At 45.2% G+C, this 17669-nt stretch carries 18 protein-coding genes and 1 pseudogene; 8 read left to right on the forward strand and 11 right to left on the reverse strand.

Features of this window, described 5'->3' with window-relative positions:
- Positions 1-29 precede the first annotated feature (29 nt).
- Both glyQ and glyS read left to right on the forward strand, forming a co-directional pair.
- Entirely contained in the window at positions 30-1019 is a 990-nt protein-coding gene (gene glyQ, locus ABEF84_RS13610; protein ID WP_034587908.1) for a glycine--tRNA ligase subunit alpha, read from the forward strand.
- Positions 1019-3088, forward strand: a complete 2070-nt coding sequence (gene glyS / locus ABEF84_RS13615) for a glycine--tRNA ligase subunit beta (RefSeq protein ID WP_034587905.1) — start codon at positions 1019-1021, stop codon at positions 3086-3088. The genes glyQ and glyS overlap by 1 nt, the downstream gene beginning before the upstream one ends.
- Positions 3089-3232: 144 nt before the next feature.
- Here glyS and ABEF84_RS13620 read toward each other — a convergent pair.
- Both ABEF84_RS13620 and ABEF84_RS13625 read right to left on the reverse strand, forming a co-directional pair.
- A pseudogene (locus ABEF84_RS13620) lies at positions 3233-4463 on the reverse strand (transposase).
- 370 nt (positions 4464-4833) lie between these two features.
- Positions 4834-5784, reverse strand: a complete 951-nt coding sequence (locus tag ABEF84_RS13625; protein ID WP_347464090.1) for a hypothetical protein — start codon at positions 5782-5784, stop codon at positions 4834-4836.
- Between the two features lie 105 nt (positions 5785-5889).
- Between ABEF84_RS13625 and ABEF84_RS13630 the strand changes: the two genes are divergently transcribed.
- The 3 genes from ABEF84_RS13630 to ABEF84_RS13640 all read left to right on the forward strand — a co-directional run bounded on the left by ABEF84_RS13630 (position 5890) and on the right by ABEF84_RS13640 (position 7656).
- Positions 5890-6279, forward strand: coding sequence for a hypothetical protein (locus ABEF84_RS13630; protein ID WP_347453223.1), 390 nt, complete (start codon positions 5890-5892; stop codon positions 6277-6279).
- Between the two features lie 239 nt (positions 6280-6518).
- Positions 6519-7019, forward strand: coding sequence for a hypothetical protein (locus ABEF84_RS13635; RefSeq protein WP_034587935.1), 501 nt, complete (start codon positions 6519-6521; stop codon positions 7017-7019).
- 109 nt (positions 7020-7128) lie between these two features.
- Positions 7129-7656: a hypothetical protein gene (locus ABEF84_RS13640; RefSeq protein ID WP_347453224.1), complete on the forward strand. Its 528-nt coding sequence runs from the start codon at positions 7129-7131 to the stop codon at positions 7654-7656.
- A gap of 36 nt (positions 7657-7692) precedes the next feature.
- Here the strand turns inward: ABEF84_RS13640 and ABEF84_RS13645 are convergent, their stop codons facing one another.
- The 3 genes from ABEF84_RS13645 to ABEF84_RS13655 form a co-directional block, all read right to left on the reverse strand.
- Positions 7693-8646 carry a 2-hydroxyacid dehydrogenase gene (locus ABEF84_RS13645; RefSeq protein ID WP_347453225.1) on the reverse strand — a complete coding sequence of 318 codons (954 nt, stop codon included), beginning with the start codon at positions 8644-8646 and terminating at the stop codon, positions 7693-7695.
- A gap of 131 nt (positions 8647-8777) precedes the next feature.
- Entirely contained in the window at positions 8778-8975 is a 198-nt protein-coding gene (locus tag ABEF84_RS13650; protein WP_034587891.1) for a hypothetical protein, read from the reverse strand.
- 112 nt (positions 8976-9087) lie between these two features.
- Complete coding sequence (locus ABEF84_RS13655; protein WP_347453226.1) at positions 9088-10359, reverse strand: hypothetical protein; 1272 nt, start codon at positions 10357-10359, stop codon at positions 9088-9090.
- A gap of 113 nt (positions 10360-10472) precedes the next feature.
- Between ABEF84_RS13655 and ABEF84_RS13660 the strand changes: the two genes are divergently transcribed.
- Both ABEF84_RS13660 and ABEF84_RS13665 read left to right on the forward strand, forming a co-directional pair.
- Positions 10473-11246, forward strand: a complete 774-nt coding sequence (locus tag ABEF84_RS13660) for a class I SAM-dependent methyltransferase (RefSeq protein ID WP_347453227.1) — start codon at positions 10473-10475, stop codon at positions 11244-11246.
- Positions 11247-11275: 29 nt separating this feature from the next.
- Positions 11276-11836, forward strand: a complete 561-nt coding sequence (locus tag ABEF84_RS13665) for a hypothetical protein (protein WP_347453228.1) — start codon at positions 11276-11278, stop codon at positions 11834-11836.
- Positions 11837-11856: 20 nt separating this feature from the next.
- Here ABEF84_RS13665 and ABEF84_RS13670 read toward each other — a convergent pair whose 3' ends face one another.
- The 3 genes from ABEF84_RS13670 to ABEF84_RS13680 form a co-directional block, all read right to left on the reverse strand.
- Positions 11857-12267, reverse strand: coding sequence for a GFA family protein (locus tag ABEF84_RS13670; protein WP_347453229.1), 411 nt, complete (start codon positions 12265-12267; stop codon positions 11857-11859).
- 82 nt (positions 12268-12349) lie between these two features.
- Positions 12350-13552, reverse strand: coding sequence for a TIGR03862 family flavoprotein (locus ABEF84_RS13675; protein WP_347453230.1), 1203 nt, complete (start codon positions 13550-13552; stop codon positions 12350-12352).
- A 3-nt stretch (positions 13553-13555) separates the two neighbouring features.
- On the reverse strand, positions 13556-14200 hold the full coding sequence (locus ABEF84_RS13680) for an SAM-dependent methyltransferase (protein ID WP_347454181.1): 645 nt from the start codon (positions 14198-14200) through the stop codon (positions 13556-13558).
- Between the two features lie 85 nt (positions 14201-14285).
- Between ABEF84_RS13680 and ABEF84_RS13685 the strand changes: the two genes are divergently transcribed.
- Positions 14286-14471 carry a DNA gyrase inhibitor YacG gene (locus tag ABEF84_RS13685; RefSeq protein WP_347453231.1) on the forward strand — a complete coding sequence of 62 codons (186 nt, stop codon included), beginning with the start codon at positions 14286-14288 and terminating at the stop codon, positions 14469-14471.
- 398 nt (positions 14472-14869) lie between these two features.
- Here the strand turns inward: ABEF84_RS13685 and ABEF84_RS13690 are convergent, their stop codons facing one another.
- The 3 genes from ABEF84_RS13690 to ABEF84_RS13700 all read right to left on the reverse strand — a co-directional run bounded on the left by ABEF84_RS13690 (position 14870) and on the right by ABEF84_RS13700 (position 17635).
- On the reverse strand, positions 14870-15514 hold the full coding sequence (locus ABEF84_RS13690) for an MBL fold metallo-hydrolase (protein ID WP_347453232.1): 645 nt from the start codon (positions 15512-15514) through the stop codon (positions 14870-14872).
- A gap of 18 nt (positions 15515-15532) precedes the next feature.
- On the reverse strand, positions 15533-16540 hold the full coding sequence (hemH, locus tag ABEF84_RS13695; RefSeq protein ID WP_347453233.1) for a ferrochelatase: 1008 nt from the start codon (positions 16538-16540) through the stop codon (positions 15533-15535).
- A 66-nt stretch (positions 16541-16606) separates the two neighbouring features.
- Positions 16607-17635: a DUF4062 domain-containing protein gene (locus ABEF84_RS13700; RefSeq protein ID WP_034587875.1), complete on the reverse strand. Its 1029-nt coding sequence runs from the start codon at positions 17633-17635 to the stop codon at positions 16607-16609.
- Positions 17636-17669: the final 34 nt, after the last annotated feature.

Here is a 17669-nt window from a genome sequence, read left to right on the forward strand (position 1 = left end):
AATTTTTCTCTAATTTTAAGTGGATGACCATGAGTCGCGCCATATCGCATATTGATACCTTCCAAGGCTTAATTCTTGCCTTACAAAACTACTGGGCGGAGCAAGGCTGCGTCGTTTTACAACCTTACGACATGGAAATGGGTGCAGGGACATTCCACACTGCAACATTCCTTCGCGCGCTCGGTCCAGAAACCTGGAATGCCGCTTATGTTCAGCCATCACGTCGTCCTAAAGATGGCCGTTATGGTGAAAACCCGAACCGTCTGCAACACTACTACCAGTTCCAGGTAGTCCTGAAGCCAAACCCGGACAACATCCAGCAGCTGTATCTGGATTCTTTAAAAGCGATCGGGATTGATCCTCTCGTTCACGACATCCGTTTCGTGGAAGATAACTGGGAATCTCCAACACTGGGTGCTTGGGGTCTAGGCTGGGAAGTCTGGCTGAACGGTATGGAAGTGACTCAGTTCACTTACTTCCAGCAAGTTGGTGGTGTTGAATGTTACCCAGTAACCGGTGAAATCACTTATGGTCTGGAACGCCTGGCCATGTACCTGCAAGGCGTAGACTCGGTTTACGATCTGGTTTGGACCAAAGGCCAGTTCGGTACAGTGACCTATGGCGATGTGTTCCATCAAAACGAAGTGGAACAATCGACTTATAACTTCGAATATGCACCAGTCGACAAACTGTTTGAACTGTTCGACTTCTATGAATCAGAAGCAACTCGCCTGATGGAAGCTGAACTGCCATTGCCTGCATACGAACAGGTAGTCAAAGCATCACACAGCTTTAACCTGCTGGATGCACGTGGCGCGATCTCTGTGACTGAACGTCAACGTTATATCCTGCGTGTCCGTACTCTGGCACGTTCAATTGCACAAAGCTATGTGGCTGCACGCGCGAAACTTGGTTTCCCAATGGCAGAACCACACCTACGTGACGAAGTCCTGGCCCAGCTTAAAGCTCAAGTGGAAGCCGAAGCTGCTCAAGCAGAAAAATCAGCGGAGAACAAATAATGTCTAAACATACAGTTTTATTTGAACTTGGCTGTGAAGAACTTCCACCAAAAAGCCTGAAAAAATTACGTGACGCGTTAAAAGCCGAAACTGAAAAAGGCTTAAAAGATGCGGGTCTGGCTTTCGATGCGATCGAAGCCTATGCAGCGCCACGTCGTCTGGCTTTGAAAATCGTGAATGTAGATGGTGCGCAAGCCGACACTCAAAAACGTTTTGACGGCCCTGCTGTGCAAGCCGCTTATGATAGCGACGGCAAACCAACCAAAGCGCTTGAAGGCTTTATGCGTGGTCAAGGCATCACCATTGATCAGATATCTACTTTCCAGGCCGGTAAAGTTGAAAAAGTTTGCTACCTGAAAGATGTCAAAGGTCAAAGCCTGGACGCTTTACTGCCACAAATCCTGCAACATTCACTGGATCAGTTGCCAATCGCAAAACGCATGCGTTCTGCAGCAAGCCGTACCGAATTCGTACGTCCAGTAAAATGGGTAGTCTTGCTGAAAGATGATCAAGTGATTGATGCAACGATTCAGGATCACAAAGCAGGCAACGTGACTTATGGTCACCGTTTCCACGCTCCTGAAGCGATTACCCTGGCAAATGCTGATGCTTACCTGGATGCCCTACGCGCTGCGAAAGTGGTAGCGTCTTTTGAAGAGCGTCAAGCCATCATCGACCAGCAAGTAAAAGCGCTGGCGGATGAAGTGAATGCGATTGCCATCGTTCCTGCGGATCTTCGTGACGAAGTCACTGCACTGGTGGAATGGCCTGTAGCATTACGTGCAAGCTTCGAAGAACGCTTCCTTGCGGTTCCTCAAGAAGCCCTGATCACCACCATGCAGGACAACCAGAAATATTTCTGTCTGGTGAATGCTGAAAATAAATTACAGCCTTACTTCATTACCGTTTCGAACATTGAGTCTAAAGACCCAAGCCAGATCATTGAAGGTAATGAAAAAGTGGTTCGTCCACGTCTATCTGATGCCGAGTTCTTCTTCCTGCAAGACCAGAAACAGCCACTGGCTTCTCGCAAAGAGAAACTGGCCAATATGGTATTCCAGGCACAACTGGGTACACTTTGGGACAAATCTCAACGTATTGCCAAACTGGCTGTCGCACTGGCGCCGATTACTGGTGCCAAAGCGGAAGATGCTGAAAAAGCAGCTTTACTTGCGAAATGCGACTTAACTTCTGAGCTGGTGGGCGAATTCCCAGAACTTCAAGGTATCGCGGGTACTTACTACGCACGTCTTGAAGGTGAAAACCTCGAAGTGGCTGAAGCGTTGGGTGAACAGTACCTGCCTAAATTCGCAGGTGATGTTCTGCCTAAGACTAAAACAGGTACAACCGTTGCCCTTGCGGACCGTCTAGATACCTTGACTGGTATTTTCGGTATCGGGCAGGCACCTACAGGTTCTAAAGACCCGTTTGCGCTGCGTCGTTCTGCCATTGGTATCCTACGTCTGGTGACTGAAAATGAACTGGATGTATCTATTGAAGACCTGATCAAGTTGGCATTGGCTGCGTATGGCGACATATTGAAAGACCACGATAAGACTCTGGCGGATGCAGTTACATTCCTGGAAGGTCGTTACCGTGCGAAATACGAAGACCAAGGCGTTGATGTTGATGTGATCCAGGCTGTTCAAGCGTTGTCACCAAAATCTCCACTTGATTTTGACAAGCGTGTAAATGCGGTAAATCACTTCCGTGCATTGCCTGAAGCTGCTGCGCTTGCTGCTGCGAACAAGCGTGTTGCGAACATCCTTGCCAAAGAAGCAGCACCTGAAGGTGCTGTGGTTGAAGCAAACTTGGTTGAAGATGCTGAGAAAGCATTGTTCGCTGAACTGCAAAAAATCACACCAGTGGTTGAGCCACTATTTGCTTCTAAAGATTACACTGCGGCGTTGTCTGCATTGGCTGCCCTGCGTGCGCCAGTAGATGCGTTCTTTGACGGTGTCATGGTAATGGCGGATGATGCTAACCTGAAAGCAAACCGTTTACGTCTGCTTGCTCAGTTGCGTGACCTGTTCACTAAAGTTGCAGATATTTCAGTGCTTCAACACTAAGTTCTGATTCAATAAAAAAACCCGCTTTAGAGCGGGTTTTTTTTATTATGGTGAAAATAATTTCTTACTTGTCTTTATCCTGATTTTTATCGTCTTTAACATCAAACTCCCCACCCAATAACAGCCATAGGTATCTACACATCTTTAGGTACCTAGTGCAATAGTTGCGATTTCATTCAGTTCATCTATTGAATATTCTGAGAGCAGTTGAAGAGTATTTAGTAAAATCGAGAGTCCTGCCAATATGGCAGGCGCACTCTCTACCTTGCCTCTTTTCTGTTGTCTACCTGAAAGTCTAGTCAAAAATGCACGGACTTTCTGATTTTGTTCATCTGTACAACGCTGTACTCTCCACGTCAACACACAAGCCATACAACTGATTAGCAAACGCCTTAAAATCGCTTCTGGCGTAGTCTGAAGCCATGACTCAATATCATGGCCTGCTTGCTTGAGAAGTTTGAAATAACATTCGATTGACCAACGCCAGTAATACCAAGTCGTCAGTTCTACTGCGGTAATCTCAGTTGGTACATTACTGATCAATGACCATCTTGCAACTGTCTTTTCATTAATATCTTTAACCACCGCAATAATCAGTCTAGCCTCAATTGCAGCACCTTTCTGAGGAGCAACTCTTTGACCTAAACAATCTTTTTTATTTGATTTTGCAGCACGGGTAAGCCGAACATTGGTTTCTCCAACATAAAGCATATGTTGATTACCCTTATAAGAAATGGGTTTCACTTGCTGTATTTCGATACGTTCAGCAACTTCTCCAACTTTACATATTTCACCCTGATGCTCAATCCGATTTCCTTCCTTTGCTCGAATAAGCCATTGAAAACCATGACTGCTTAATTCCCTGAGATGAGCAATGGAATCTCCTTCACGATCAATAATATGTACGCAGGTTTTATCAAGAGGAAACTGTTCAACTTTTTGAATTTGTTCAGAAAGGGAGTCTAAATGGGTTTTACGTTCGGTCTGTTGCTCATTGAATGTCGAATAGCAACCTGAAGCACTAGAAAGGGTCTGAGCTAATGGAGCAACAGGTAGTCCAGAAGCAGCATCAACAAGTAAGCTCGTTTGTAATTCATAGCCTGAGTCGTACTGATGTGTCCTTTGGAGTTTTTGGGTTTTATTACGATGTGTCACATATTGGATTTGTGACCAATCATGAATAACTAAAGCATAACGATGCAGCGATGTCTTAATCTGATCACAAGCAAGTTTTTGAATAGGTTCATTTAATTGTTTAAATGAGATTTTATCATTATTTAAAAACCGCCATACAGCTTGCGTCGTTGCGAAACTATTTTTTTTGAGCAGAGGCAATATCTTTGATTGCAGGAGCAAGTGAAGCAAGAGGATTCATATTGAGTTGAACGAGGTTGTTGTAACGTTTGACAAGGCGCTGATCTAAGCGAGAGATGTTAAAATTGAAGAGCATGCTCTTCAATTTAACGCAAAACATGGAAATTGTGTAGATACCTATGCAATAACAGCGCTAGGAATGCAATCACAACCAAGATAAAGAATCTCATCACGAATAGTTGGCCTAATGGCATAACCCCATCCGCATGCGTAATGATGGGTAAGACAAGCAACATACATATTGCAAAAATCTGAGTAAAACTTTTCATATCTTTCTTTCTAGTTTTTATATTTAGATTCTACTCTCGGATCAAGCATGCTTTGAGATAGAGTATTTTTCACATAGACTTATTATTTAAAAAAAATCCGCTTTAGAGATCATTTCTTATTTCATACTTTTCATCAATTTCCGCCATTAATCTTTTGAAATAATCATTCTTTTCATCAAGATAAAAATTACATATACGTGCAGTATGCTCATCATTATCTAACATTGATTTTCTCATTAATTCAATTGCGACTAGATAATCTTTAATTTCATTAAACCAGTCTTCACCCTGCAATAATCTATTTTCTAAAGACTGTTTCAACTCTAAATATTGCTTTTGGATATGATCCAAAGCTGTATAAGCAAATAACTTATTTTGCTCATCATAAATGCTATGAATTTTTTCAAACCAATAAGAAATTGGCAGTAAATCAACTAATTTTTCATTTTCAAATTTCTTTTTTTCTTCGTTTTCCATAGTAATGATTTCTTTTATTAGTCGTCTTAATAGAACAATCACTTCATCCAGTTGCTTCGTAAGCAACTCATGAATATGAATTTCTTCATAAACTGTATCTTTCGTCTTTTTTGAATATCTCAGTAGATCAAAACCAAATTTATTAATAGTGATACGGGAAATAAAATTATTAAATTCATTCCTATCCTTTTCGCTTCTTCCTCCTTCATTGTTTAAAACTGTATGACCTATCGAAGCATTCCTAACTTTACGAATTTGCTTCAACTCACTAGTTACTTCCCACTGAACTGCAAATACTTCATATAGATGCTTCAAACTATCTTGTTGAAGAATGAAACATTGCAAAATTCCATAGCAATAAATGTATTTCAGCCCTGTTTCTTTAGGGAACTCCGTTTGCAAATAATCTTTAAAGGCTATAGATGTATCGCCCAAAACATCTAAAGCACTACATAGCATCCACCACTTATGCTTATCATTTAATAATTGGTAATGAAGAACTCCCCGATTAATATGATCACGTAACTGATCTTCTAAATTTTCTATTTGATCTAATAAGTCTAGTAGGTGATTCATATCTATAAGGGTAGATTATTGTTTAAAAATTAGTTTTTAGATCATAGGCAATTTCATCTGAATTGCCTATACTCACCTTAACAACACTCTACAAGAAAGAAGCACATGAAATTTCAAACTCTCATTATGACGACTCTTGCGGGTATCGCACTTACAGCATGTACATCACAGCCAACCATTCCACAACTGGAACTTGGGGTATTACAGGAAGTTCAAAATATTGACGTTTATCCTGAAACCGCCAATAACAGTGCAAAACTGACCAAATTCATGGACAAATGCGTCATCGAATTTAAAGGCCAGCTTGAAGAAGGCCGCGTGATCGAACAATGGTCATTTAAAGGTCTGACTTTAATTGACGCTGGTTCAGCAACCTTCCAGCGCGACAAAACCAGTACTGCACAAAAATTTGAACTGCACAGCGAGACCGTGCAGAAGAACTTCCTGGCACTGCGCAACCACTTTGCCAAAGAAGCGATCGAACAATGTGACTAAGCGTCACCGCCCTGTATTGAATACTAATACAGGGCATTCCCCCCTTTAATTCTTCCCACAAAAATTCACTGATTTTTCTTCTTCAAAACCAAAACAACTTGCTTCCTTTTGCACGCGCTCAGTTAAGTGAATTGCACAGAAAATCCATTGTTTTTACATCCCTTTCCATTACACTGAAATACAGCAATTAAAGACCACCAGCGAATGATGAGGTCGACTACCCTATGACCATGAAAAAAATGATGATGAAAAAAAGCATGATCCTCGGCACCGCATTGTTGCTGTGCGCACCTATTGTGATTCAAAACGTTCAAGCTAGTGAAAGCACCGAGCAGCAAGGCTCAGGCAAGCCAATCAAACCGTATGGCGATAATCCAAACCTGCTGCATGTCTTTGCTTATAAAGCTCAGGAAGGCGTGATCAATACCGCTGAAAAAGTCGGTCAGGCAGCTGAAAAAGGGGTAGAGAAAGTCAGACCAAAAGTTGACCGTGCCTGGAACAGCACCAAATCTACCGCTGCAACCACCATTGAAAAAGTAGACCAGACCGCAACTCAAGCAGCACAGCAAACTGGCCAGAAAATTCAGAAAACCAAAGACGTTTGGCTCGGCAGTCCGGAGCAGCCAGCACCGATTGAGCAACAGCCTCTAAGCCAATCTTCTTCTGCAACCCAAAGCACAGCACCGCAGCAAGAGTCCAGCTCAGGTGGTGCCACCAGTTATGCCGTGACCGATCTGTAAAAAATCTCTTCAAAAAAAGCCCTTTATGGGCTTTTTATTTTGCAGCATTGAACATCTCAGAAGCTGGATTTAGACTGATACTTAGGCACCCCACAAGAAGATTATAAAAATGAAAAAGATTCTCCTCAGCTTTATAGTCGGCATTCTCACCGGTGTCGGTATCCTCTACCTGGTTCTGCTGTTTTCCAGCGAAACCCTCCTCACTTCCATCACCGCTTTAAATGGTGAGGCACCACGACCACAACGCAGCCTGTTTAATGGCAAAAATGAATATAGCCATGAGGCAGAAGGCAAGAAAATCCAGCATATCGAACATCTGGATGAAGAGCAGTTTCAGTCAGCATCCGGAAATAATGCCGACCTGTATCAGTTGGCTGGCATGTGTAAGTTAAAGATTAGCATTTATGGTGAAACTGCTTATAACTTCAGAACTGCCTATTTCCATCAAAACCGTCTGAGCTATATGTTTGAAACGCAATATCGGACTTCTTTTGAGGAATTTCCTGATCAGAAGGCACCGGAATCGAAACGGATTTATCAGGAAACTGTGTTCAATCCAAATTCTGAACTAGTACAGATGGAATTTGCTAACCTGTTAAAAAAATACGTCACACCTGAAAACCAGAAAAAATGCTGATCCTCGGATCAGCATTTTTGTTTTCATAAACTGGTTTTAATTGACCTGACGGATCGGCTGACCCGACTGAAAAGCTTTAATATTTTCGATCATCTGATCCACAATACGCTGACGTGCATCGACACTGCCCCAGGCATTGTGCGGAGTGACAATCAAATTCGGAATGCTTGGATCGAGCAGCACGTTGCCTTCTTTTGGCGGCTCTACAGTCAGCACATCCACTGCTGCTCCAGCAATTTTGCCTTCACGCAAGGCTTGAGCTAGTGCCGCTTCATTGATCACTCCACCCCGCGCACAGTTAATCAGGAATGCACCTGATTTCATCGCGTCCAGCTCAGCATGGCTGATCAGATCACGGGTTTCTTCTGTTAGTGGACAATGCAGACTGAGGAAATCCGCCTGTGGTAGTAACTCCTGAAATGGCACACGAGAAGCATCACCCGGACGGTTTGGCAATGATCCAATTATGACTTTCATGCCAAAGGCTTCTGCTAGTTTTGCAACTGCTTTACCCAGCTCACCATAACCCAAAATCCCAAGCGTCTTGCCAGACAGCTCAACGATCGGTGCATTCAGCAGGCAGAACTGGTCAGTCTTCTGCCATTCACCCTGCTGTACTTTTTGCTGGTAACGTAAGAAAGAGGTCGCCAGATTTAGCATCAGCATGATGGTGTGCTGCGCCACTGCAGCAGTGCCATAAGCCTGGCAGTTACACACCACGATGCCACGTGCTTTGGCTACGGCTGAATCGACATTATTGGTACCGGTGGCAGATACTTGAATCATTTTTAAATTTGGACACTGTGCAATGAGATCGGCATCGATCAGCACCTTATTGGTAATGATCACATCCACATCTTGCACGCGAGAAAGGACATCCGCCTTGGCGGTGCTTGGATACAGGGTCAGCTCGTCAAAAATAGCCGCCAAGCCCTGCAGGTTTAAATCATCTTGATCCAAGGATTTATAATCTAGATATACCGCTTTCACAGTCCCCTCACATTGCTAGATCTTATTGGTAGACCATTTAAAGCAACTCAGGACCGCTTTGCAATCATATTTTCCGAAGCAGTGTTTTAATTTTATTTTTTAAATGATTTATAAAATTTATTTGGGCCATTTTAATTGGCTGGCTTGTCTAAATCGTTGCGTAAAGAACGGCGAATTTTAAACACGATATACACGGTCAAAATCATCAGAAAGATGATGGTCGCACTCAGAAAAATAATGGTTGGGTGAACGTGATCCCGGGCATAGGCCAGATTAGGCAGACCTGACATCAACATAAAACATGCAGCAACAAACGATTTGGATTGCATAAGATGTACCCCTCCTTCACGAAAATCATCGCGTGCGATACTGTCTATTTAAGTACCGCATAAGTACATCTTATGATGACAAAACAATAAGTCAAGTTATTGTTTTTTTAAGTTAATTCACTTCACTGCGTGTCACAAAGTGCGTATTTTTGTCACTGTCGTCAACGAATGTCGCAGCCCCGTATTCATCAGTTCTGAGATTCAGTTCCTTATAACTGAACATATAGTAATCTGCATAACGTTTCATCAAAATTGGGTGCATTCCGACCGAAAGTGCATCCTGTTCCTTGACCAGTTTCATAATATGCCGGTCATTCATCACCACCAGATAACGTTCGTCATTTAAGGTGATGGTTAATAGCCCGTTCCCTCGCGCATAAATCGGGATCAGGAACTTGTGATTCAGTGCAATGGCCTGATCGGCATAGCTCTCAATTTTGTTACTAATCACATTAAATACCAGACCATGCCCATAGCAGTCCAGCAAGATCTGGCGGTTTTCTTGTGGCAAATTCAGCTGGATGCCAAGCTTCATCAGGTCATACTGATCGACCTGCTTGTTACTGAGCAACTCACGCAGAATGGTCTGTTTCTGGCTGGCATCAAAGAACTGGGCATCCAGCTGCAGGTCATTATTCTTTAGAATCCGGCCCAGTGCCATGCGATGCCGTGGCAGCAGGTTTTCAATCACCTTGCGGTAATAGAATTTGCTGTTTTTTTTCACCCGGCGCATCTTCTGGTAGAAATAGCTGGCATCAAATTCATGCAGCAGGAAGTCATTCACCAGTTCCGAGCTGGCCAGCACGGCAATGGCATCGTGATTGGTAAAAGCCAGATGCAGCACATGATGTGCCGGCAGGACTTCTTTGAGTTTCTGGTAATGCGCGCGGTCCTGTGCATAGTGCGGGTCATAAATGATGATGTATTCGCGTTCGCTACTGACATCTTCCGGCTTGATGCGCATGTCAGCATTCAGCTCTGACTGGAAAAACATGTTGTAGCGCGCATCATGCACATCTTCCGGGTCAATCGAATACTGCGGCACCATCGCCACGGCGCGCTGCACATCCAGCAGATTGGAATATTTGATTGCGGCATAACCGCCCATGGAACCGCCATAGGCAATACGTTTCGTGAATGGCGCGATCAGTTCTGTCACAGCTTCCAGCATGTTCCACATGGAACCTTGCGGGAACCAGGACTTGTCCTTGGGCATAATCCCGAGCACATTGAAGTCAAATTTCTGTAATGACTTCTCGGCATTAATGGTCAGGCCCTTGGCACGGGTAATCAGATCTCCAAAAGAAAAGATCAGTTCTGAAGATGATCCCGGCATAAAGATTGCGCGTATATGCTCATCTTCAAAGACAATTTGTTTTTCCATAACTTTCCCGTGCCTGTTAAACGAACGCTTCCAATACAATTTCTGTGGCGAAATCTACCGCCCAAATGAATATGCTATTTTATAGCGAAGACCAGGATTAAAAAGCGCAAAAAATGACACAATCTCTGCATCCCGCTGCAAAACAGGGTTTTAGTACAGCTGCTGAACGCTATCAGCAGGTGCGACCGAGCTATCCTGAAGCATTGACGCCCTGGTTGCAACAGCAACTTACGTTAACTCAAGATGCCCAGCTGCTCGATCTTGGTGCTGGCACCGGAAAATTCCTGCCACATTTAAAACAGCTGAGCCAGAATATTCTGGCAGTTGATCCGGTGCCGGAAATGTTAGCGCAACTCAAGCTGGCACATCCAGACATTACAACCCTAGAAGCGATGAGTGATGCAATGCCTCTGGAGGATGCCTCGATTGATGCGGTGTTCTGTGCACAATCCTTTCACTGGTTTGCCCATCTGGACAGCCTGAAAGAAATTCATCGGGTACTTAAGAATCAAGGCTATCTGGTACTGGTCTGGAACCAGCGTGATATCACGGTGGACTGGGTCAAGGCACTGGCAGACTTTATTCTGCCGATGGAAGGCGATACACCGCGTTACCATAGCGGAAAATGGCGCGAAGTTTTTCAGGAGCAATACCTGTTTAAACCAGTCGCTGAAACCACCTTGCAGCACTTTCATTCCGGCACGGTGGAGCAGGTCGTGTCCAAACGACTGCTCTCGACCAGCTTTATTGCTGCACAGCCTGAAAAAGAGCAACAGTTACTAAAACAGCAGTTTGAACAGATTGTCGAAAAATATACCGGCAAGCAGCCACAGGATCACATCGACTTTCCTTATGTCACTTACGTCTATGTCTTTCAGAAAATTTAAATATCTTAGGAATCATTAAAGGATTAATCATGCCAAAACTGCAAAATATGACTCGCATCAGCCTACTGGCCTCTGCTCTGCTACTGGCTGCCTGTAACCAGAAAGATGCTCCTAAGCAGGAAGCCACTCAGCAAGATGGAGCGGCTGAAGAAATGATGAGGGAATTGAAGACCGAGCCAGTCAAAGACTTCCCGAAAACGGCGGATGACCAGCATGACATTGCCGTGCTGGATGATTATGAACAGCGCATGCAGACCCTGAATGACGAAATTGAAACGGAAATGGCCCGGATTCGCAGTGAAGGTAATTTGAGTGAAGAGATGGTCGAGCAGCGTCAACTTGACCATGTACAGGGCGCTTTGGCCCTGCTCAAGAGTCTGGAACTGAAAACCGAACAGGGACGCTATATCCAAGGTCTGATGTATAAATACTGGGAACAGCAGGAAAAATTTCTGAGTTCGCCAGCTTCAGAACCGGCTAGCCAGAATGATGCTAAAGAAACCGTGAAAGGTTTGGGACAATATATTCAGGCACAGGAACAGTTAGACCACTGGCGTAGCCAGTATGGCCAAACCCAAACCAGAAAATAAGAAGCTAGAAACTACCGGCCTTAAGGACGCTCAGCATATTGTGGCAAGGCATCGCAGATGTCTTCCCATTCCGCTTTGGAGCCAGTAAAGATATGACAGACCGGCTTCTGCTCGATTGGAGTATCCAGCGTGCCGATGCGTAAGCGATAGATGTCTGGTACATCGGTTCTGACACTATAGATCGGGGAACCACAGTCACTACAGAAATAGCGGATCACGCCCGTATTCGGATTAAAGGCTTTGAGCAACTGCTCACCCTGTAACAACTGGAAATCGGCCTTGGCAATCGGGCTATTCGCAGCAAAAGCACTGCCATTGGCTTTGCGGCAACGGCGGCAATGACACTGCATAATATAGCCAAGTGGCCCACGAACCTCATACTGGATTCCACCACAAAGACAGCTCCCGGCATAATGCGCTTGCGTAGACATAAGCAAAACATCCTGATGCATGATTTTTGCTCAATATAACGCAAACCTAGAACGGGCGTGAATATCTTAAACTGAAGAAAACTTAAGATTTTTTGGTCAGATAAGCCACTACGCCTTCCCCTGCAGCACGACCGGTGGCCATACAGGCAGTGAGCAGATAGCCACCCGTTGGCGCATCCCAGTCCAGCATTTCCCCACACAAAAATACATGCGGATTGGATATTAATTGCAGCTGTTCAGTGAGTGCTTCACGCTTTACCCCACCAGCACAACTGATCACTTCTTCAATTGGGCGGAAACCAGTTAAAGGAATCATCAGTTGCTTGATGCTTTGTGCTAACTGTTCTGCATCCTGCCAAATATTTTTTGGCATCAGCTCGCGTACTAGTGCGGCTTTGGCCCCCTCTAACCCGGCCTTGCGCCAGACATTGCTTAAGGACTGCTTTTTGCTCGGCTGCAGTTTTTTGGCTAGCTGTGCTGCTGTTTGATCCGGAAACAGATCTAAATACAGCTGCATTGGCTGACCACGTTTGACCTGTTCACGTAGCCCCCGGCCCTGTTTATAGATCAAGCCACTTTCCAGACCATAATGGCTGATGACAATATCCCCCATGGCCTTGTCACCGCCTTCCACCCAGGCTGCTACCCGTTTGAGCGGCTGACCAAAAACAGGCTGCATAAACTTGGACCATGGGTATTCCACCCCGGCATTGCTGGCCTGAAAAGGTTCGATTTCTTCGGCTTGCAGCCAAGATTGCCATTTGCCGTCACTGCCGAGCCGCGACCAGGACACTGCCCCACAGGCGAGAATAATCGCATCAAAAGATTCAGTGGGTGACTCATCTGTTTTCAGGTCGAGTAGCTGCAGCTGGTTCTGCTGAAGCTGTGTTACCTGATGCCGGTAATGAAACTGCACACCCTTCTCAACCAGACGTTTTAGCCAGGCACGTAATAGCGGTGCTGCTTTCATTTCCGTCGGGAACACCCGACCCGATGAGCCGATATAAGGCTCAATGCCCAAGTTCCGCATCCACTGCTGGATCCAGACCGCATCCCAACGTTTCACCCACGGTGCCAGCCAGTCCGACTGATCATAACGCTGGACAAACTGATCCACTGGTTCGGCATGGGAGATATTCAGTCCGGTTTTTCCCGCCATCAGGAATTTGCGCGCAGCAGATGGCTTCTGCTCATAGACATAAATCTCAAAATTCTGCTGGCTCAACACTTCCGCGGCCATTAATCCAGCAGGTCCGGCACCAACAATCGCAATGCGTTTACTCATAGCTTATTCCGCAGCCGTTGCATTTTGCCCATGCAGAGGCTGAAACTCATCAAAACGGGTGCTATAGCCTTCCGGCTTGGTGATAATCAGCTGCTGGCACAGTTCACCCCGTTCCAGATATTTAATTTCAAAATGGGTACGGGCGGAATCTTGAGGAATCACCTCTTTGACATAAGGTAGCTTCCACAGCGCTTTCATCTGCTGTTCTGCTTCGTCAATATATTCTGGAATATTGCTCGCCAGCGTAATCGTACCGCCCGTTTGCAGGCGGGAAATCAGAAATTCAAAAAATGGCATATTGGCCCAGCGCTGCGCCGGATTATGCGGTTCCGGATTTGGATACAGGATAAAAAACTGTTCCACCTGTGCCGGATAAAGCGCATGGACCACCCACGGCAAGGCATCGGCATGTACGGTCTGTAAATTGCTCTGCCCTTCCAAGGCATGTTGCTTCTGCATCGCCAGGAATTTTTCCCGGGTACGTTCAATCGCGATCAGTTGACGCTCTGGATTATTCCGGGTAAAGAGCAATGCATGCTTCCCTTTGCCGGCTCCAATTTCTACACAAATCGGTTCAGGGCTGATGCTTTGAAAATCACGAGGGGCATGCATGCGCTGCGCTTGAAATTGACGAATTAGCATAATCAGATCAAACTAAGGAAAACCGCATAAGTCTAACAAGTGCGGCTATATTTGCCTAATTGATTCCTGGATTTTTGTTGGAGTATTGTCGATGCCAACCACCTTAACCTGCCCACACTGCGGTGAACTGACCACCTGGGAAGACAATGCGTTCCGCCCTTTCTGTTCCGAGCGTTGCAAGCTGATTGATTTTGGTGCCTGGGCCAATGAAGAATACAAACTGCCAACCCAGGATGCACCTCAAGCGGATGGCGGCAGTGAGGAAGATCAGTATTAAGTACTGACCAGAAAAAAGGAATTCGGATTGAATTCCTTTTTTATTTGATGCTAGACTTGGTTTAAAATATATCTATTTGATTTTTAAAATAAAAATTAAATAATCATTCTCTCAAAATAACAAAAATAAAATGAGGACTGATCTATGTTTATCCTCCTGCTTAGAGTATTGATGTTGTTCTTATTTCTGATGTGCTGTACCAGCTTTGTTCTTGGCATCTGGAAACAGGATTATATTTTTATTGCTGTTAGTATCCTTTTGGCCTTGGCACTTTGGATACTCTATCTTCAGATCCGTCAGTTACAACACAATCCTTTTGCTTAACCCGCATTCAGATAAATCCCCTACAATAAAAAAGGAACCCAGATGGATTCCTTTTTATATGAACATGGCTGTGATTAACCCGCAGTACCCGCCACAAATGGATTATGCTGCTTTTCAAAGCCAATCGTGCTCATTGGACCATGTCCAGAAATAAACTGGGTATCATCCGGCAGGCTAAAGCATTCCCGCTGGATCGAATCCAAAAGTTGCTGATGGTTGCCACGCGGGAAATCGGTACGGCCAATCGAACCTTTAAACAGTACATCACCGGTCCAGAGCAGGCCATGTTTCTGGTTATAGAACATCACATGCCCGGGGGTATGGCCGGGTGCAAAACGCACTTCAAACTCTTCATCACCCAGTTTCAGCACTTCACCGCCCTGCAGCCATTCAGTCACTTCCACTTTTTCCGGAATCGGGAAGCCGTAACGGGCAGATACTTCCTGAATCATATCCAGCCAGAAGGCATCGTCTTTATGCGGGCCAATCACCGGGACATCCCAAGCTTTTTTCAAAGCACCAACAGCACCGGCATGGTCTAAATGCCCATGGGTCAGCCACAGGGCTTTTACTTTCAGTCCTAGCGCTTCCACTTCGGCTTTCAGTTTTTCTGGCTCACCACCCGCATCAATCAAAACTGCTTCTTTACTGTCTGTATCCCAAAGAATAGAACAGTTTTGCTGAAAGGCAGTGACAGGAACAATTTTGACTTGGAGCATAGGCTGCAAAACCTCAAATTAGTGAGCAAGAGTATGGGTTAATGCGTCAAGATTAGCCTGTAGCAGGGAATTGAGCAATTGCAAATGATCTTCACGGCTGTTCAGAGCCGGAATATAACTATACTGCTCACCACCATGGGCTTTAAAAGTCTCTGCATTTTGCATGGCCAATTCTTCCAGCGTTTCCAGGCAGTCCGCAGAAAATGCCGGACTCATCACCTGAATCGATTTCACACCCTGCTTGGCCCAGTCTTCAATTAAGGCATCAGTATAAGGCTTGACCCATTCCTGCTTGCCAAAACGTGACTGGAAACTGATGCCATATTCATCATCAGATAGCCTCAAAGCTTCTGCCACCAATTTTCCAGTAATGCGGCAACGATCCGCATACGGATCTCCCTTATCAGCATAAGGCTGTGGAATACCATGGAAAGACATCAGCAGCTTTTCCGGCTTACCATGCACGGCCTGGTAGTCTCGTACACTTTGCGCTAGTGCCTGAATAAATAGCGGATGCTGATAATAATCCCGAATGATGGAAAGACCTGGCAGGTTACGCTGGGTCAAGACCCATTTCGCTACAGCATCGTACAGTGGTGCAGTCGAAGTGGCTGAATACTGCGGGAACAACGGCAATAGAATGACATGATCCTGCGGATTGGCACTGAGCTGGTTTAGTACTGCCCGAATATTCGGATTGCCATAGGTCATGGCAGGAACAACAGTTAGTTCAAACTGTGGATAGCGTGAAATGAGTTCAGCCTTAACCGTTTCGACCTGCTGCGACAGGATTTCACGCATTGGCGAATCCTTGCCCCAGACGGCTGCATAGGCATGGGCTACGCGTTTAGGACGGAACGGCAAGATAAACAGACGCAGAATGATCTGCCAGATTGGTTTTGGAATTTCAATAACGCGCTGATCGGACAGAAATTCCTGCAAAAATGCACGTACTGCGGGAACTGTAGGTGCATCCGGAGTACCGAGATTGGCCAGAATAATGGTGACTTTCGGTTTAGCAAACATGCAGATCTTCCGTCTTGAAGGACAACCTCTGTACTTTAACAGCTTTCTATGTATTTACAGTATGGATTAATACGCTGATTTATATGGAAGAAGACGATCTTTATCCAGCAAATTACTTTCCATCAATTTTTGCGCTTTTGAGGTCAATTGCCACAGCAAACGCTGACGGTCATCCCGGCCGGTTGGCACAATCCAGTCATTCTGACGCATCTGCAATTTCAGACTATGCAAGGCACGAATATTCATCTGGGCACGAGCAACCGCATGGGCACGTGGCATTTCCACCCGTGCATCTTCCAGACCAGTTTCATTCAGATATTCATTCATGCGCTTAGAGAAAAATTCTTCTGGTGTCGGATTGATAAAGGTATCGCCAAGAATGACCAGCAATTCTGCCCAGGTCAGTTTTTTCTGAACTTTTAATTCCTTGAAATTCCCATCCTGATAGGCATGCATGCGGTATTCAAAGGAAAATACTTCATGCATCGACACTTTCGGCAAAGTCAGGAACGGATCCGGTTCGCTTTTATCGGCATCCGCTTCCATCTGCGCGATCTTAGCTTTCAGTTCATCAATTTCATCATGTAACGCTTGCGTATTTTGCGGACGAACCCAACCCGTGACTGGATAACGCTCCAGCATTTGCGGCATGTTCAGGCGAACAGCCATTTCCAAGTCACGCAGGCTGCGGTAGGTAAAGATCTGGTCAACTTCGTTTTGCAGCAGTTTACGGAATTCATTGAATTTTTCACGTAGTTCCGGTTTGGCATCATGCAGCGATTCATCCCGTGAATCCGGGTCATCATGCATAAACACTATCACCGGTTTCTGCTTGCTCACTGCATAGATATATTCAAGATGCATATAACCTACGCCAGAGACGGACTGTTCACCGTACTGGCTACCGAGCAGAATTACCACATAATCACAGTCATCAATCTGACGACGAGCAAAGGCTGTACTAAGAGGTGTACGCTGCTCTAGGCCCCAGGAGAAGAACCCCATACCCACCAACGTCTGTGCCAAGATGATGCGCTCCGGCTGCATATCCTGACCAGAGGTCGATATAAAGACCTGATAGCGTTTATCGAGCATTGCGAACCCTCTCCAATTACCGCGAATGTGCACA

This window comes from Acinetobacter sp. ANC 7912 (assembly GCF_039862785.1).
In the GTDB taxonomy this organism is placed as follows: domain Bacteria; phylum Pseudomonadota; class Gammaproteobacteria; order Pseudomonadales; family Moraxellaceae; genus Acinetobacter; species Acinetobacter thermotolerans.

What these genes read in the sequence shown, in the direction of transcription:
- ABEF84_RS13675 (WP_347453230.1), bottom strand. Translation starts at nt 13,552, where the DNA reads ATGAGTAAACGCATTGCGATTGTTGGTGCCGGACCTGCTGGATTAATG.
- ABEF84_RS13700 (WP_034587875.1), bottom strand. Translation starts at nt 17,635, where the DNA reads ATGCTCGATAAACGCTATCAGGTCTTTATATCGACCTCTGGTCAGGAT.
- ABEF84_RS13660 (WP_347453227.1), top strand. Translation starts at nt 10,473, where the DNA reads ATGACACAATCTCTGCATCCCGCTGCAAAACAGGGTTTTAGTACAGCT.
- ABEF84_RS13685 (WP_347453231.1), top strand. Translation starts at nt 14,286, where the DNA reads ATGCCAACCACCTTAACCTGCCCACACTGCGGTGAACTGACCACCTGG.
- ABEF84_RS13690 (WP_347453232.1), bottom strand. Translation starts at nt 15,514, where the DNA reads ATGCTCCAAGTCAAAATTGTTCCTGTCACTGCCTTTCAGCAAAACTGT.
- hemH (WP_347453233.1), bottom strand. Translation starts at nt 16,540, where the DNA reads ATGTTTGCTAAACCGAAAGTCACCATTATTCTGGCCAATCTCGGTACT.
- ABEF84_RS13630 (WP_347453223.1), top strand. Translation starts at nt 5,890, where the DNA reads ATGAAATTTCAAACTCTCATTATGACGACTCTTGCGGGTATCGCACTT.
- ABEF84_RS13665 (WP_347453228.1), top strand. Translation starts at nt 11,276, where the DNA reads ATGCCAAAACTGCAAAATATGACTCGCATCAGCCTACTGGCCTCTGCT.
- ABEF84_RS13670 (WP_347453229.1), bottom strand. Translation starts at nt 12,267, where the DNA reads ATGTCTACGCAAGCGCATTATGCCGGGAGCTGTCTTTGTGGTGGAATC.
- ABEF84_RS13655 (WP_347453226.1), bottom strand. Translation starts at nt 10,359, where the DNA reads ATGGAAAAACAAATTGTCTTTGAAGATGAGCATATACGCGCAATCTTT.
- ABEF84_RS13640 (WP_347453224.1), top strand. Translation starts at nt 7,129, where the DNA reads ATGAAAAAGATTCTCCTCAGCTTTATAGTCGGCATTCTCACCGGTGTC.
- glyS (WP_034587905.1), top strand. Translation starts at nt 1,019, where the DNA reads ATGTCTAAACATACAGTTTTATTTGAACTTGGCTGTGAAGAACTTCCA.
- ABEF84_RS13625 (WP_347464090.1), bottom strand. Translation starts at nt 5,784, where the DNA reads ATGAATCACCTACTAGACTTATTAGATCAAATAGAAAATTTAGAAGAT.
- ABEF84_RS13650 (WP_034587891.1), bottom strand. Translation starts at nt 8,975, where the DNA reads ATGCAATCCAAATCGTTTGTTGCTGCATGTTTTATGTTGATGTCAGGT.
- glyQ (WP_034587908.1), top strand. Translation starts at nt 30, where the DNA reads ATGAGTCGCGCCATATCGCATATTGATACCTTCCAAGGCTTAATTCTT.
- ABEF84_RS13635 (WP_034587935.1), top strand. Translation starts at nt 6,519, where the DNA reads ATGATGATGAAAAAAAGCATGATCCTCGGCACCGCATTGTTGCTGTGC.